This window comes from Ruania rhizosphaerae (assembly GCF_009805705.1).
Classification (GTDB): Bacteria; Actinomycetota; Actinomycetes; order Actinomycetales; family Beutenbergiaceae; genus Ruania; species Ruania rhizosphaerae.
In genome coordinates, this window is the sequence record NZ_VSMB01000001.1 from 351,751 (window position 1) to 364,973 (window position 13,223).

Annotated in this window: 15 protein-coding genes; 4 read left to right on the forward strand and 11 right to left on the reverse strand. The window is 68.7% G+C overall.

Annotated features, from left to right (window positions below):
• Nucleotides 1-20: 20 nt before the first annotated feature.
• The 6 genes from hepT to FV560_RS01480 form a co-directional block, all read right to left on the reverse strand.
• Entirely contained in the window at nt 21-437 is a 417-nt protein-coding gene (hepT, locus tag FV560_RS01455; protein WP_159618567.1) for a type VII toxin-antitoxin system HepT family RNase toxin, read from the reverse strand.
• The gene (locus tag FV560_RS01460) at nt 430-819 is read right to left on the reverse strand and encodes a nucleotidyltransferase domain-containing protein (RefSeq protein WP_235019898.1); all 390 of its coding nucleotides are present in this window, start codon (nt 817-819) and stop codon (nt 430-432) included. The genes hepT and FV560_RS01460 overlap by 8 nt, the downstream gene beginning before the upstream one ends.
• 34 nt (nt 820-853) lie before the next feature.
• Nucleotides 854-1,912, reverse strand: coding sequence for an aminotransferase class V-fold PLP-dependent enzyme (locus FV560_RS01465; RefSeq protein WP_159618569.1), 1,059 nt, complete (start codon nt 1,910-1,912; stop codon nt 854-856).
• A 30-nt stretch (nt 1,913-1,942) separates the two neighbouring features.
• Nucleotides 1,943-3,196, reverse strand: a complete 1,254-nt coding sequence (locus tag FV560_RS01470; RefSeq protein WP_159618571.1) for an ATP-binding protein — start codon at nt 3,194-3,196, stop codon at nt 1,943-1,945.
• Nucleotides 3,197-3,312: 116 nt separating this feature from the next.
• Nucleotides 3,313-3,993 carry a response regulator transcription factor gene (locus FV560_RS01475; protein WP_159618573.1) on the reverse strand — a complete coding sequence of 227 codons (681 nt, stop codon included), beginning with the start codon at nt 3,991-3,993 and terminating at the stop codon, nt 3,313-3,315.
• Entirely contained in the window at nt 3,990-5,213 is a 1,224-nt protein-coding gene (locus tag FV560_RS01480) for a sensor histidine kinase (protein WP_235019853.1), read from the reverse strand. The genes FV560_RS01475 and FV560_RS01480 overlap by 4 nt, the downstream gene beginning before the upstream one ends.
• A gap of 165 nt (nt 5,214-5,378) precedes the next feature.
• Between FV560_RS01480 and FV560_RS01485 the strand changes: the two genes are divergently transcribed.
• The gene (locus tag FV560_RS01485; RefSeq protein ID WP_159618577.1) at nt 5,379-5,849 is read left to right on the forward strand and encodes a hypothetical protein; all 471 of its coding nucleotides are present in this window, start codon (nt 5,379-5,381) and stop codon (nt 5,847-5,849) included.
• A complete protein-coding gene (locus tag FV560_RS01490; RefSeq protein ID WP_159618579.1) occupies nt 5,846-7,348 on the forward strand; it encodes a multicopper oxidase family protein in 1,503 nt (500 codons plus the stop codon). The genes FV560_RS01485 and FV560_RS01490 overlap by 4 nt, the downstream gene beginning before the upstream one ends.
• Before the next feature lie 47 nt (nt 7,349-7,395).
• Here the strand turns inward: FV560_RS01490 and FV560_RS01495 are convergent, their stop codons facing one another.
• Entirely contained in the window at nt 7,396-7,881 is a 486-nt protein-coding gene (locus FV560_RS01495; RefSeq protein WP_159618581.1) for a MarR family winged helix-turn-helix transcriptional regulator, read from the reverse strand.
• Nucleotides 7,882-8,000: 119 nt separating this feature from the next.
• Here FV560_RS01495 and FV560_RS01500 point away from each other — a divergent pair, with 119 nt between their 5' ends.
• Entirely contained in the window at nt 8,001-8,792 is a 792-nt protein-coding gene (locus FV560_RS01500) for an SDR family NAD(P)-dependent oxidoreductase (protein WP_159618583.1), read from the forward strand.
• 54 nt (nt 8,793-8,846) lie between these two features.
• Here FV560_RS01500 and FV560_RS01505 read toward each other — a convergent pair whose 3' ends face one another.
• The gene (locus FV560_RS01505; RefSeq protein WP_159618585.1) at nt 8,847-9,320 is read right to left on the reverse strand and encodes a SufE family protein; all 474 of its coding nucleotides are present in this window, start codon (nt 9,318-9,320) and stop codon (nt 8,847-8,849) included.
• Nucleotides 9,317-10,228: a sulfurtransferase gene (locus FV560_RS01510; protein ID WP_159618587.1), complete on the reverse strand. Its 912-nt coding sequence runs from the start codon at nt 10,226-10,228 to the stop codon at nt 9,317-9,319. The genes FV560_RS01505 and FV560_RS01510 overlap by 4 nt, the downstream gene beginning before the upstream one ends.
• 229 nt (nt 10,229-10,457) lie before the next feature.
• Between FV560_RS01510 and FV560_RS01515 the strand changes: the two genes are divergently transcribed.
• Entirely contained in the window at nt 10,458-10,940 is a 483-nt protein-coding gene (locus tag FV560_RS01515; RefSeq protein WP_159618589.1) for a nucleoside deaminase, read from the forward strand.
• An 80-nt stretch (nt 10,941-11,020) separates the two neighbouring features.
• Here FV560_RS01515 and FV560_RS01520 read toward each other — a convergent pair whose 3' ends face one another.
• A complete protein-coding gene (locus FV560_RS01520; RefSeq protein WP_200837479.1) occupies nt 11,021-11,716 on the reverse strand; it encodes a potassium channel family protein in 696 nt (231 codons plus the stop codon).
• A complete protein-coding gene (locus tag FV560_RS01525; protein WP_200837480.1) occupies nt 11,709-13,067 on the reverse strand; it encodes a TrkH family potassium uptake protein in 1,359 nt (452 codons plus the stop codon). Before FV560_RS01525 ends, FV560_RS01520 begins: the two co-directional genes overlap by 8 nt.
• Between the last annotated feature and the right edge of the window lie 156 nt (nt 13,068-13,223).

Genomic DNA, 13,223 nt, shown 5'->3' on the forward strand with positions numbered 1-13,223 from the left:
GTCCGGGCGGTGGGCGCCGGTCACTCCTCAGTCAGGGCGCGGGCAGTCTGTGCAACGAACTGACGGATCGGATCCAGGTCGGCGAGCCGAGCGATAACGATGGCGTTGTCGACGTCCGCGTATTCGTGCACGAGCACGTTGCGGAAGCCGACAGCTCGACGCATCGAGGCAGCCAGGTCCGCGTCGAGCACACCGTGCACGGAAAGCAACCTCATCGCGTCCCCGTTGTCCGCGGGCGGGCCCCAACCGGAGGTGGAGCACAGATGCTGAGCGACGTCCACACACGACTCGATCATCGTGACGAATGAGTACTTGACGCCAGGCAACCACATGGCGTCCTGACGACGGACCTGCTCGGCGGAGGCTTCACGCTGAAGTACCTGCACGTCGTCGGTGATCCGGCGCAACGACCGTTGAATGCGGAGCGGATCAACCATGGCGCACGCTCGCGAGAAACTCTCGGTGCGCACGCTCGAATCGGGGGCGCTCGTCGAAGTAGATTCTCCGTGTCATTGCCTCCCACGCCACTCGCTCGGGTTTGCGCTCCTCGAAGAGGAGGATCCCCCCAGCGGCGACACGACCCGCCAGTTCCAGCGGAGCAGTGTCCAGGACGAGCAGATCGACTCCCGGTTCGAGGAGGACGTCGGATGCGAGGAGATCGCGGCGACCGAAGAACGCGGCAATGTCCACGTCCGAGTGCGCCCTGTGGCGCCCTGTGACGCGGCTACCGTGCAGGTAGCCGAACCGAGCGCCAGCAGCACGCAGCGAGACCACCGCACTCTCGACCACCGGCCCGACGTTCTCCATAGTGGCCATCATCTCAGCCACGCGTGGCCCAGGCGAGCACTCCGCGCTATCCCACGCCTGGAGCGGAGCCGGCCAGCACCGCCACGGCCCGCTCCACGTCGTCAACCGTTGTGTGCACATGGAAGGAGAAGCGCACCTTCCCCGCCCTCCCGGCCGTGACGATGCCGGCATCAGCAAGTGCCGCTGCGCCGCTCTCGGTCATCGGGAGTGAGACGATGGCCGAGTCGGTCTCCCCGAGTCCCAGGCCCGTGGTGAACTGGTTCGCGAGCCCGACGGCGTGCTGATGCAGTGCCGCGATCCCGATCTCGGTCAACAGTTCCAGCGCGGGTTCCGCGCCCACCCAGGCCGGCCATGCTGGTGAGACGTCGAACCGGCGGGCACTCTGAGCCAGTCGCAGCGGGCCGCCGTAGATCGAGGACCATCGGTCCTCGCCCGCGTACCACCCGGCCTGCGAGGGGACCACGGCGTCGATCAGGTCCTCGCGCACACTCAGGTAGCCGGTTCCCCGCGGTGCCAGCAGCCACTTGTACCCCGCGCACACGGTGAACGCGACGTCGTCGAGGTCCACCGGGAGCCAGCCTGCGGCCTGGGTGAGGTCGAGCAGGATCTCGGTGCCGTGGGCAATGCACGCATCCCGCAGCGCCGGCAGGTCGAGTATCGCCCCGTCGGCGGACTGCACCATCGCCACGGCGACGAGCGCGGTCTGGGGACCCACCGCCGTCGGGAGATCCGCCAGCGGTACCTCCCGCACCCGCACCCCGCGCGCCTGCTGGGCGAAGAACGGGAAGCTGACGGACGTGAACTCGCCGCGGGCCACGAGCACCTCGGCACCGTCGGGGACCCACGCTGCGAGCGGGGCGATCATCGCCGAGGCCTGGCTCCCGATCGCCACGGTGTCAGGGTCGAGGCCAACGAGGGCCGCGTACAGCTCCCGGCACCGGGCGATGACGACGTCCAGATCCTGCGGCTGTACCTGCCCGGCCGCCCAGGCGTCCAGGTGTGCGGCGAGCGCCTCGCGGGTGCCGCGGCACGGCAGACCCATCGAGGCAGCATTCAGGTAGATCCCGTCGGGGACGAACTGCTCGGCCCAGGGCCAGTGGTTCACGATGGTGATCCTATGCGCCTCGCTCGCGTATCAGGGCCGCAAGGAAGCGATCGGAACCACATCGACTCCGTCCGGCCGGCGGTAGCCGAACCCATTGCCAGTGACAACCACAGTCGCAGCGGGAGGCCCGATCCGGTCGGTGTCGATCTGCGCGATCGCACGCTTCAACGATTCGGCACCGGCTTCGACAGCACCGGCGCCCAGCTTGATCTCACATGCGATCCACGCGCCTCCGGGGAACTCGACCACCGCATCGATCTCTCGGTCGTTGGAGTCCCGGTAGTGAAAGACGCGACCCCCACGCGGTTCTGCGTAAACCCGCAGGTCACGAACGACCATGGACTCGAACAGCAAGCCGAGCGTGTGGAGATCGCGTACCAGCGTGGACGAATCGGCTGCCATGCCGGCCGCAGCGAGCGACGGGTCCACGAAATGACGCTTCACCGACTTGCGCAGCCGTGCCGCTGATCGCAGCGCTGTGTTCCACGGCTCTTGGTCTTCGACCACCATCAGACGCTCCAAAGCGGCAAGGTAGTCACGGACAGTATCTCGCGCAACGCCCGTGGATCCTTCCCCGGCAACATCGCGTGCGAGCGTCGACACCGAGGCTTCGCTGGCCACGTTCCGGGCGAGAGAAGACAGCAGTCGACTGACCCGCACCGGGTCACGACGACCACCGGTCACACTCGGCACATCCACTTCAGCGAGCAGCCCCAGGTAGTCCCGCGCATACGCACGCGCAGCTGCGATGCCGTAGCTCCGGGAGATCGGCCATCCGCCTCGAACCACGAGATCGGCCAGATCTCCTGCTGACAGGTCGCTCCGCGGCGCTCGCGGAACTTCGCCGTCGAGGAGGTCACCCAGACTGACCTCGCCCGTCGAGACCCGAGATTCCCACAGCGACATCGGACGCATTCTGATGCGCGAGAACCGCCCTGCACCCGAGTGCCGGCGTACATCGTCGCGCGGCACTGCGGAACCAGTCAGTATGAACTGCCCAGGCTCACCGCGATCATCTACGGCATGCCGAACGTGGTTCCAGATCTCCGGATGGTCCTGCCACTCATCCAGCAGACGTGGAACTCTGCCTGACAGGAGGAGCCCAGGGTCAACCGCCATGGCGTCCGGAACGGACGGATCGGTGTCCATCTGAAGCTGACTAGCAGCGACCCGCCGTGCCGTCTCGGTCTTCCCGCACGACTTGGGCCCCTCGATCAAGACCGCACCAGCTCGGTTCAGGCTGTCCCGCAGCCCACCATCGACAACCCGAGCCAGATACGCCATGATGCCATCTTGTCACAGTACTCGTCACTTTGCAGAACCTGTGCCCGTCACTTTGCAGACATCCCGCTCGTCACTTTGCAGGATCTACTCTCGCCACTTTGCAGACGGTGCGTTCGTCACTCTGCGGCGACAGAGCCGGGCCGGATCAGCCCCGACTCGTACGCGAGCACCACCAGTTGCGACCGGTCCCGCACATCGAGTTTGGTGAGCAGCCGGTGCACGTAGGTGCGCGCCGTCGCCGGGCTGAGATACAGGGTGGCGGCGATCTCGTCGTTGGACTGCCCGCGCCCGACGCAGGCGAGCACCTCGGTCTCCCGCTCGGTCAGCTCGGCGAGCATCTCCTGGGCCGCGACGGCCGGTCCACCGCCGGCGTTCTCGGTCACCGCCTGCACCAGCGCACGCAGCGCGGCCGACCCGAGCGCCCGCTCCCCCGACGCCACGGTCCGGATCGCCTCCCGCAACCCCTCCGGGGAGACGTCCTTGAGCAGGTACCCGCTCGCCCCGGCCCGGACCGCCGCGAGGATCTCGGCGTCCTCATCGAAGGTGGTCAGCACCAGCACCCGCACCTGGTCCAGCTCCGGGTCCGCGCAGATCGCCCGCGTGGCCTCGATCCCGTCCATCTCGGGCATCCGCAGATCCATCAGCACCACGTCCGGCCGCGTGCGGCGCACCTCGGCCACGCCGGAGCGCCCGGTACCGGCCTCGGCGACCACGTCGATGTCACCGTCGTGGGTGGCGAGCGTGCGCAGCCCCGTGCGCACCAGGGCGGAGTCGTCCACGAGCGCCAGCGAGATCATGGCTCGAGCCTGCCAGGCATCTCGGCCCGGACAGCAAACCCCTGATCCCCGGTGCGCCCTGCGGTGAGGGTTCCGCCCAGAAGAGTGGCCCGCTCCCGCATGCCGGTGATTCCCGACGGCGGAGCGTGCGTTCCCGAGTCGCCGGCACCGTCGATGGTGGTCGCCTTGGGTGGGCCATCGGTGCCCTGTGCTGCGGGGGTGCCACGGCCGTCGTCCCGGACCTCCAGCACCAGGTTGGCGCCCTCGAGTGCAGCAGTGACCGTGACCTGGGTGGCGCCGGAGTGCCGGATCACGTTCGTGAGGGACTCCTGCACGATGCGGAAGGCGGCTGCATCGATCGGTCCGGACAGCGCCCCCTCGGGGACCTGCACGTCCACGTCCACCTGTAGTCCGGCACCCCTGGCAGCCTCCAGGAGTGGTGCGATACCGGCGAGACCAGGCGTTGTGATCGGCTCACCGGTGTCCGGGGCGCTCCGCAGCAGCCGCACCGTGGCGCGCAGCTCACGCAATGTCTGGCCTGCGGACTCACGGATCTGCGCCAGGGCGCGTTCCGCCGTCGGGAGATCCCGGCCGAGCGACTCGGCGGCGACACCGGCATTCATGGACACCACGGAGAGGCTGTGCCCGATGGAGTCGTGCAGGTCGCGGGCGATCTGCACGCGTTCGTCCTGTAGGCGTGCGGCGGCGCGGCGTTCCTGCTCGGCGGTGGTGAGCTCGAGGATGCGGACCTGCTGCACGCGGGCCTGCCGGCGGGTGCGCACGCTCACCCCGAGCGCGATGGCGGCGGCGAGGAGAGCCACATTGGTGAACATCTCGTAGGAGATGAGATACGCCGTCGGGAGGCCCTCGTCGATCCGGAAGAACGCCGCCACGGCCACGAGCACCGCTCCGGCAACGATCGCCGTACGGGTGCGGCCCTGCTCGGCGGCCGAGTACGTCGCGGCCACGGCCGGCCAAGCGATCCCGATCGGCGGGAACCCGAGCGCGTAGTAGACGAAGATCCCCAGCACGGTGAGCGCGAGGACCAGGCGCGGGGCGCGGCGCCGCCACACCATCAGAGCGCCGAACGCGACGGCGAACAGGTAGGCCACCGGCGGCCCGCCCGGATCGCCGTCGACCTCGGCGGCGATCACCAGGGCCACCCCGAGCGCCACCCCGATGCCGAGCAGCGCGTCGAGCAACCGCGGGCTCACGCCGAAGGGGTGTGGTGTGTCGGTCACCGCTCCAGCGTATGAAGTGCCGCCGACGGCGCACATCCACCGCAAGGGGTAGGCACCCTGAGTGCGGTGTCGCCTGCAAGCGACACGCGCTGTCCGCACGGGGCGAGTGCAGGAGACCACAGGGGGTGGATGTGGCGAGGACGCGCGATTCCTAGCGTCGTAGCCATGACGAATCATCCCCAGACATACCCCGCTCGCCCCGGTCCATCCGGGCCCCGCCCCCCGATCGCGTGGCCGCTGGTGTTCGGCCTGGCATCCCTGACGTTGCTGTGGCCGTTGACCAGCGTGACCGGGCTCGCCGATGCGATCGGCAACCCGGCTCGCGCCCTGCTCCTGATCGCGGGAATCGGTGGCGCCTGGATCGGTGTGGTCGGTCTGGGTCACGTGGCCCGGCCGATCGCCACCGTGACCCTGACCGGACTGGTGGCGGGGGTGATCACCCTGGCGGCGTCCGTGGTGGTGACCGGGCTCGGCGCCGAGAGCGGGGGCATGAGTGGGGCGCCGGCGTTCGCGGTCCCGCTGGTGGCAGCGGAGATGATCGGGAGCCAGACGCTGCTCGGGTTCCTCGCGGGGTTGGTGGCGGCCGGGGTGCAGCGGCTGCGCGGCACAACGACCCAGCACGGGGGGTCTCGATGAGCGGCCTCTCGCGGCGCGGGTTCCTTGCGGCGGCCGGTGTTGGCGCCGTGACGGTGAGCCTCACAGGCTGCAACACCGCGAGCACAAGCGCAGTGAGCGAGCCGGAGCAGTTCGACACACCACTGCCGATCCCGCCGCTGGCCGAGTCGGAGGTGATCGACGGGGTCCGAGTCTTCCAGATCACCGCGCAGGCAGGCAGGCATGAGTTCCGTCCGGGCCAGAGCACCTCGACATGGGGCTTCGACGGGCCCTACGGCGGCCCCACGGTGCGGGCCGCGGTGGGCGAGCGAGTCGCCGTCGAAGTGGCGAACGATCTGGACGAGGCGACCAGCGCACACTGGCACGGGATGCACCTGCCGCCGGATATGGACGGCGGCCCGCACCAGATGATCGAGCCGGGCGACACCTGGCGAGCGGAGTGGCTGATCGATCAGGCACCGTGCACCCTCTGGTATCACCCACATCCGCACGGGGCCACGGAACGGCATGTGTACCGCGGGCTGGCCGGGCTGTTCTACCTGGACCCAGCGCCCGGGTCTGCGGAGGCAGCGGTCGAGGAGCAGCTGCCCCACACCTACAGGGTGGACGACATCCCGGTGGTGATCGGTGACAAGAGCTTCTCCGAACGCGGGGAGCTGGTGATCGACGACGGTGGCAACGAGGTGGGGCTGCTGGGGGACGTCGTCACCGTGAACGGGGTGGTGGGTCCGGTACTGCGGGTGAGGACCGAGCGGGTACGGCTGCGGTTGCTGAACGCCTCCACCGCCCGCACCTACTCGCTCGGGCTGCCCGGCCGCAGGGTCACCCTGGTGGCCACCGACGGCGGACTGGTGCGCGAGCCGGTCGAGTTGGAGCAGGTGCGCCTCTCCCCCGGTGAGCGGGCCGAGGTGGTGCTGGCGATGGAGCCGGGCGAAGAGGTGATGCTGCACTCCTTCGAACCGGAGTTGGGCAACGTGGTGGTGCCCTTCGCCGTGGGCGCCAATGACGCCTTCGACGTGCTGCGGATCGTGGCGGAAGGGGAGCTGTCGGCCTCGGCAGAGGTGCCGGGTGAGCTGGCCGACTTCGGGCTGGATCCCGCGGGCGCGACGGTGCGCCGGGAGTTCCGGCTCTCCGGCCGCGAGATCAATGGTGCAGAGATGGACATGACGCGCATCGACGAGACCGTCGAGGTGGGCACCACCGAGATCTGGACCGTGATCAACGACGACCTGTCACCGCACAACTTCCACGTGCACGACGTGCAGTTCGAGGTGCTCAGCGTGGGCGGGTCGGAGCCGCCGCCGGAACTGCGCGGCCGCAAGGACACCGTGTACCTGGAGCCCGGGCGGGCGGTGGAGCTGATCATGAGGTTCGAGGACTACGCCGACCCGCAGTGGCCGTACATGTACCACTGTCACCTGCTCCGGCACGAAGACGAAGGCCTGATGGGGCAGTTCGTGGTGGTGAACCCGGGCGAAATGGCGGACTCGTCGATGATCGCTGGGCACGGGCACCATTGACTCCCCGAACGTATCCCCGCTGAGCCCCCAGCGTTCGGCCCACTGATTCAGGCCGGGGACCACCCCTCCTCGCTGCGGATCCCGCCCATGATGCGCTCGGAGATCTCACGCAGCTGCCGACGTTGCGGCTTCGTCAGGCGGTCGAGCACGAGCTGCCGAACCGTGAGGACGTGCCCCGGCATCGCTTCGGTGACCTTCACCGAGCCCGGGTCGGTGAGCGTGGCCAACGTGTACCGGCCATCGGAGGGATCCGGCCTCCGGCTCACCCACTCTTTCGACTCGAGGCGACCGACCGCACGTGAGAGTCGGGAGAGCGAGCTGTTCGCGTATCCCGCCAGCACGCTCATCCGCAACGTCCGCTGCGGCGCGTGAGCGAGTGCGTAGAGGATCCCGTACTCGAAATGGGTGAGCTGGGAGTCGCGCTGGAGCTGATCGTCGAGAGCCGCAGGTAGCCACTCCAGCACCGTCGCCAGGGCCGCCCACGTCTGGAGATCCTCACCGGTGAGCACCGGCGGTGAGCTGGGATTCGTCATCCGGCAAGGGTACCGGCACGTGAGCGAATTGACTTGCTCAGTCGAGTGAAGGGGCCTTAGCATTCACTTGACTGAGCAAGTGAAGTGGCAGACATCGCGGCAGTGAGGAAGTGGGCAGTATGGATCTCGGACTGGCAGGCAAGCGGGCCTTCGTGAGCGGCTCGACGCAGGGGATCGGCTATGCGATCGCAGAGGCGCTGCTCCGGGAGGGGGCGTCGGTGATCGTCAACGGACGCGAGGAGGGACGCGTGCGGGCGACAGTCGACGCACTTCGCGGCACCTTCCCCGGTGCGGACGTCACGGGCATCGCGGCCGACTTCAGCGATCCCGACCAGGTCAGGCGACTGCTCGACCGTCTGGGCACCGTCGACATTCTCGTGAACAACGTCGGGGTGTTCGACGTGAAGGAATTCGCCGACATCTCCGACGAGGAGTGGCAGCGCTACATCGACATCAACGTGATGAGCGGTGTCCGGCTCTCCCGACACCTCCTGCCCGGCCTGCTCGACCGTGGCTGGGGGCGCATCCTCTTCATTGCCAGCGAATCGGGTGTGAACGTTCCCGCCGGGATGATCCATTACGGCACCACCAAGGCGGCGACCCTCGCGCTGAGCAACGGCCTGGCCAAACTCACCCGTGGCACCGAGGTCACGGTGAACACCATCCTCGGCGGGCCGACCTACTCCGACGGCGTCGCTGGAGTGGTCGAGCAGATCGCCCAGGCCCAGGGCGCATCAACCGACGACGTCAAGCGCACCATCGCCGCGGGCAACCAGACCTCGCTCGTGGAGCGCTTCCTCGATCCCGCCGAGATCGCCCACCTCGCGGTCTATCTCGCGAGCCCCCGCTCCTCGGCCACCAACGGAGCCGCACTGCGCGCCGACGGAGGAACGCTCACGAGCACACTGTGAGAGCGCGCGGCACCCAGGGCGGCCGCGGAAGACGCGTCGAGTGGATGGCGCCGCTCAGGCGCCGGACTTCTCCCGCACCTGCCGCTTGATCCGCGCGAGCATCCCGCCCATCCCGCGTAGGCGCAGCGGGGTGATCGCACGGGACAGGCCGAGCCGGTCGGAGACGTCGTCCGGCACCGCAAGAACCTCGGCAGCGGTCAGCCCGTCCAGGCCCTCATGCAGGATGCCGGCGAACCCACGGGTGGTCGGGGCTTCGGCCGGGGCCGAGAAGTACAGGCGCACGACGGCGTCCGTTCCGTTCCCGCCGCCGTCGCCTTCCAACTCGGTCACCAAGAAGATCGGCGACTGGCACTCCGGTACCGGCTCCAACAGCTCCGGGTGCTCGCTGTACCGCTCCGGGAGTTCGGGCAGCCCCTCGCTGAACTCCAGCAGCAGCTGCAGCCGGTCCGGTTCGCCGAGGGCGTTGAAGTCCTCCACGATCGCCGCGAGCGCCTCCGGGAGCGGCGCGGGTGCTGCGCTCTGGCTCATCGAGCGGGAACCTCGCTGGGCACCTCACCGGGCTGCTCCCCACGCACGATCGGCACGCGTACCGCGTTGCCCCACTCGGTCCACGAGCCGTCGTAGTTGCGGACGTTGGGGAACCCGAGCAGGTGGGAGAGCACGAACCAGGTGTGACTGGACCGCTCACCGATCCGGCAGTACGCGATCACGGGTTCCTGCGGACTCAGGCCCTTCTCGTGCCGGTAGATCTCCTCCAGCTCCGTGCGGGACTTGAACGTACCGTCCTCGTTCGCCGCTCGAGCCCATGGCACGGACTGCGCACCGGGGATGTGACCGCCGCGCAGACTGCCCTCGTCGGGATAGTCGGGCATGTGGGTGCGCTCACCGGTGTACTCCGGCAGTGAGCGCACGTCGACGAGCTGGCCGCCGAGGAAGCCGAGCACGTCCTCCTTGAAGGCACGGACCACCGAGTCCTCGCGCTCGACCACGGGGTAGTCCACGGGCTGCGGGTTCGGCACGTCCTTGGTGAAGTCGCGACCCTCGGACACCCACAGAGCGCGGCCGCCGTCGAGCAGGCGTACGTCCGGGTGCCCGAACAGGGCGAACACCCACAGGGCGTAGGCGGCCCACCAGTTGTTCTTGTCGCCATAGATGACCACGGTGGTGTCGCGGCTGATTCCCTTGGCCGCCATCAGGGCGGCGAATCCCTCACCATCGACGTAGTCACGGGTGACGGGGTCGTTGAGGTCGGTGTGCCAGTCGATCTTCACCGCGCCGGGGATGTGGCCGGTGTCGTAGAGCAGCACGTCCTCGTCCGACTCGACCACGACCAGGCCCGGGTCACCGAGGTGCTCGGCGAGCCAGTCGGTGCTGACCAGGCGCTCGGGGTGGGCGTAGGCGGTGAACTTCTCGGCGTCGTCGTACGGGAGCGGCATGAGCGGTTCCTCCTGGCGGGTTGCTCCGATGGGCACTGGTTCGATCTTCTCACCGCCTTCCGGGCTGCTCCAAAGCCTCCGTGCGGGTCCACATCGTGGTCACTGGCACACACTGCCTTCCACCTGAACCATCTCCGGCAGACTGACACATGTCCGGCCCCCGCCGACGGTGTCTCACACTGCCGCAGGTGTGTCAGTCAGACGGCTGCGGCGGAGGAAGATGGCGGACATGATCACCACAACGGATCGGCGCCACCTGCGCCGTTGCGTGGAACTGGCCCGCACCGCCCTGGAAGCCGGAGACGAGCCGTTCGGCTCCGTGCTCGTCGCAGCCGACGGGCGCGAACTGTTCGCCGACCACAACCACGTGGCCGGTGGCGACCACACTCAGCACCCCGAATTCGCCATCGCCCGGTGGGCGGCCCAGAATCTCGGTTCCGTGGACCGCGCGAACGCCACCGTCTACACCTCCGGCGAACACTGCCCGATGTGCGCGGCCGCGCACGGCTGGGTCGGCCTGGGCCGGATCGTCTACGCCAGCAGCTCCGAGCAGCTGACCGCCTGGCACACCGAGTGGGGCATCCCGCCCGGCCCCGTACGGGCGCTCCCCATCACGCACGTGGTCCCGGACGCCGTCGTGGATGGGCCCGACCCGCACCTCGCGGACGAGGTGCGGGACCTCCACCGACGGCTACACGGCCTCACGCCATAGCCTTCTTCGCGCGATCCCTGCGGTGCCTCGCTCCACCGCACCTCCTGGCGTCGGCACGCCTCCGCGGGGGCTCCTCGGCCTCACGCCATATCGATGAAACGCTCGGCCTTCTCCGCCGGTCCCACCACGATCACCGTGTCGCCCCAGTCCAGTACCATGTCGCCATCAGCGTGCGCCCACCCGGCGTCCCGCTTGCGGACGGCGGTCACGTTCACATTGTGCTTGGAACGCAGCCCGATCGTGGCGATCGAGGAGCCCACCAGCGACGGCGGCACCGTGGCGGTGATCATCGCGAAGCCTCCCCCGAGGTCCTGGTAGTCGGCGATCGACCCGCGTAGCAGGTGAGCCACCCGGCGACCCATGTCCGACTCCGGGTAGACCACGTGGTGCACCCCGATCTGCTCGAGGATCTGGCCGTGCGGGTCGGTGATCGCCTTGGCCCACACCTTGCCGATGCCGAAGCGCACGAACCACGAGGCGGTCAGGATGGAGGCCTCCAGGTCGCTGCCGATCCCCACGACCGCATGCGTGAAGTCCGGCACGGCGAGTTGGTCGAGCACTTCCTTCTTGGTGGAGTCGGCGCGCACTACATGCGTCAGCACCCCGCTGAGATCCTGGACGATCTCCGGGTTGGTGTCGATGCCGAGCACGTCCACCCCCGCCTGCGCGAGCTCGATCGCCAGTGCGCTGCCGAAGCGGCCGAGCCCGGCCACCACCACCGAATCCGAGGGGCTCAGGGACGTGCGGGGAGCTCCCCCGCGAATGTTCTCAGCCAACGATCGGCCTTTCCTTGGGAAGTTCGAACATGAGCTTGCGGGTCCGCAGGGCCAACGCGGAACCGATGGTGATCGGCCCGAGCCGGCCCACGAACATGATCGCGACCAGCAGCAGGTGGGCGCCGGTGGGCAGGTCGGCGGTGATACCGGTGGACAGGCCCACGGTGCCGAACGCCGAGACCACCTCGAACAGGATCTGGTCCAGGCTGAACGAGGTGGCGATCAGCAGGATCCAGGTGCCCAGCACCACCACCGCCACCGCGAGCAGCGCCACCGTGATCGCTTCCCGGTGCACCGCACGGGATAGCCTGCGGCCGAAGATGTTCACCGCCGTCTCCCCGCGCAGTTCGGTGACGATGATGAAGAACAGCACGAGGAACGTCGTCACCTTCACACCACCCGCCGTGCCGGCCGGGCCGCCACCGATGAACATCAGCAGATCCTGAGTGAACAACGCCTGCGTACTCATCGCACCGGTGTCGATGGCGTTGAAACCCGCCGTACGCGTCATGACGGCGGAGAAGAAGCCGAGCAGCAGCTTGCCGCCCACCTCGTGCGCGCCGAGAGTGTCCGGGTTGTCCCACTCCAGCGCCGTCAGAGTGATCGTGCCGAGCACGAGCAGCGCGACGCTGCCGAGGATGACCAGTTTGGTGTGCATGCTCCACTGCTCTGGCACCCGGATGTGCTTGCGCAGCTCGAACAGCACCGGGAAGCCGAGTCCGCCGATGATCACCGCGCAGGCCACCGGAATGAGCACCCACGGGTCGGTCGCGTAGCCCATCAGCGAGTCGCTGTCGAGCGCGAAGCCGGCGTTGTTGAACGCCGAGATGGCGGTGAATACGCCCTTCCAGACGGCGGCCGGCCCGTTCATCTCGTACGTCACCAGGAAGCGGGTGACCAGGATGAGGGCGACCAGCCCTTCGATGGCGATGCTCATCTTGGCCACACCGAGCACCACGCTGCGTACGTCGCCGATGCCGACGGCGCGTACCGACGCACTGGCCACCAGGCGACTGCGCAGACCGAGCCTGCGGGCCATCAGGATCGCCAGCAGGGAGGCCGCCGTCATGATGCCCAGCCCGCCGAGCTGGATTCCGGCGGCGATCACCGCCTCCCCGAAACCGCTCCAGTAGACCGGGGTGTCCACCACGATCAGCCCCGTCACGCAGACGGCGGAGGTCGCCGTGAACAGCGCCTCTTCCCACGTCGGCAGACCCGCCGCGGGATCGGCCACGGACACCGGGAGCATGAGGAGCCCGGTACCGATGGCGATCGCCGCCGCGAACCCGAGCGCGAGCACCTTGGCCGGGTGCTGGGGCACCGGTACCGCCCGCATCAGGGTGCGGATCATCGCGGGGCGAGACGTCCCGGACCTCCGCGAACCAGCATCGGGCACGAGTGGCAACGTAGACCCGCTTGCGCCGGCGTGCCAACCGCTGGGCGCAGGAGGTGGCCGGAGTCACACCCACCGCGGAGAGGTCAGGCTGTCGAGCCTGAGTCAGACTGC

Excerpts from the sequence above, each read along its gene's own strand:
- hepT (WP_159618567.1), bottom strand. The coding sequence starts at position 437 with ATGGTTGATCCGCTCCGCATTCAACGGTCGTTGCGCCGGATCACCGAC.
- FV560_RS01460 (WP_235019898.1), bottom strand. The coding sequence starts at position 819 with ATGATGGCCACTATGGAGAACGTCGGGCCGGTGGTCGAGAGTGCGGTG.
- FV560_RS01470 (WP_159618571.1), bottom strand. The coding sequence starts at position 3,196 with ATGGCGTATCTGGCTCGGGTTGTCGATGGTGGGCTGCGGGACAGCCTG.
- FV560_RS01475 (WP_159618573.1), bottom strand. The coding sequence starts at position 3,993 with ATGATCTCGCTGGCGCTCGTGGACGACTCCGCCCTGGTGCGCACGGGG.
- FV560_RS01485 (WP_159618577.1), top strand. The coding sequence starts at position 5,379 with ATGACGAATCATCCCCAGACATACCCCGCTCGCCCCGGTCCATCCGGG.
- FV560_RS01490 (WP_159618579.1), top strand. The coding sequence starts at position 5,846 with ATGAGCGGCCTCTCGCGGCGCGGGTTCCTTGCGGCGGCCGGTGTTGGC.
- FV560_RS01495 (WP_159618581.1), bottom strand. The coding sequence starts at position 7,881 with ATGACGAATCCCAGCTCACCGCCGGTGCTCACCGGTGAGGATCTCCAG.
- FV560_RS01500 (WP_159618583.1), top strand. The coding sequence starts at position 8,001 with ATGGATCTCGGACTGGCAGGCAAGCGGGCCTTCGTGAGCGGCTCGACG.
- FV560_RS01505 (WP_159618585.1), bottom strand. The coding sequence starts at position 9,320 with ATGAGCCAGAGCGCAGCACCCGCGCCGCTCCCGGAGGCGCTCGCGGCG.
- FV560_RS01510 (WP_159618587.1), bottom strand. The coding sequence starts at position 10,228 with ATGCCGCTCCCGTACGACGACGCCGAGAAGTTCACCGCCTACGCCCAC.
- FV560_RS01515 (WP_159618589.1), top strand. The coding sequence starts at position 10,458 with ATGATCACCACAACGGATCGGCGCCACCTGCGCCGTTGCGTGGAACTG.
- FV560_RS01525 (WP_200837480.1), bottom strand. The coding sequence starts at position 13,067 with ATGATCCGCACCCTGATGCGGGCGGTACCGGTGCCCCAGCACCCGGCC.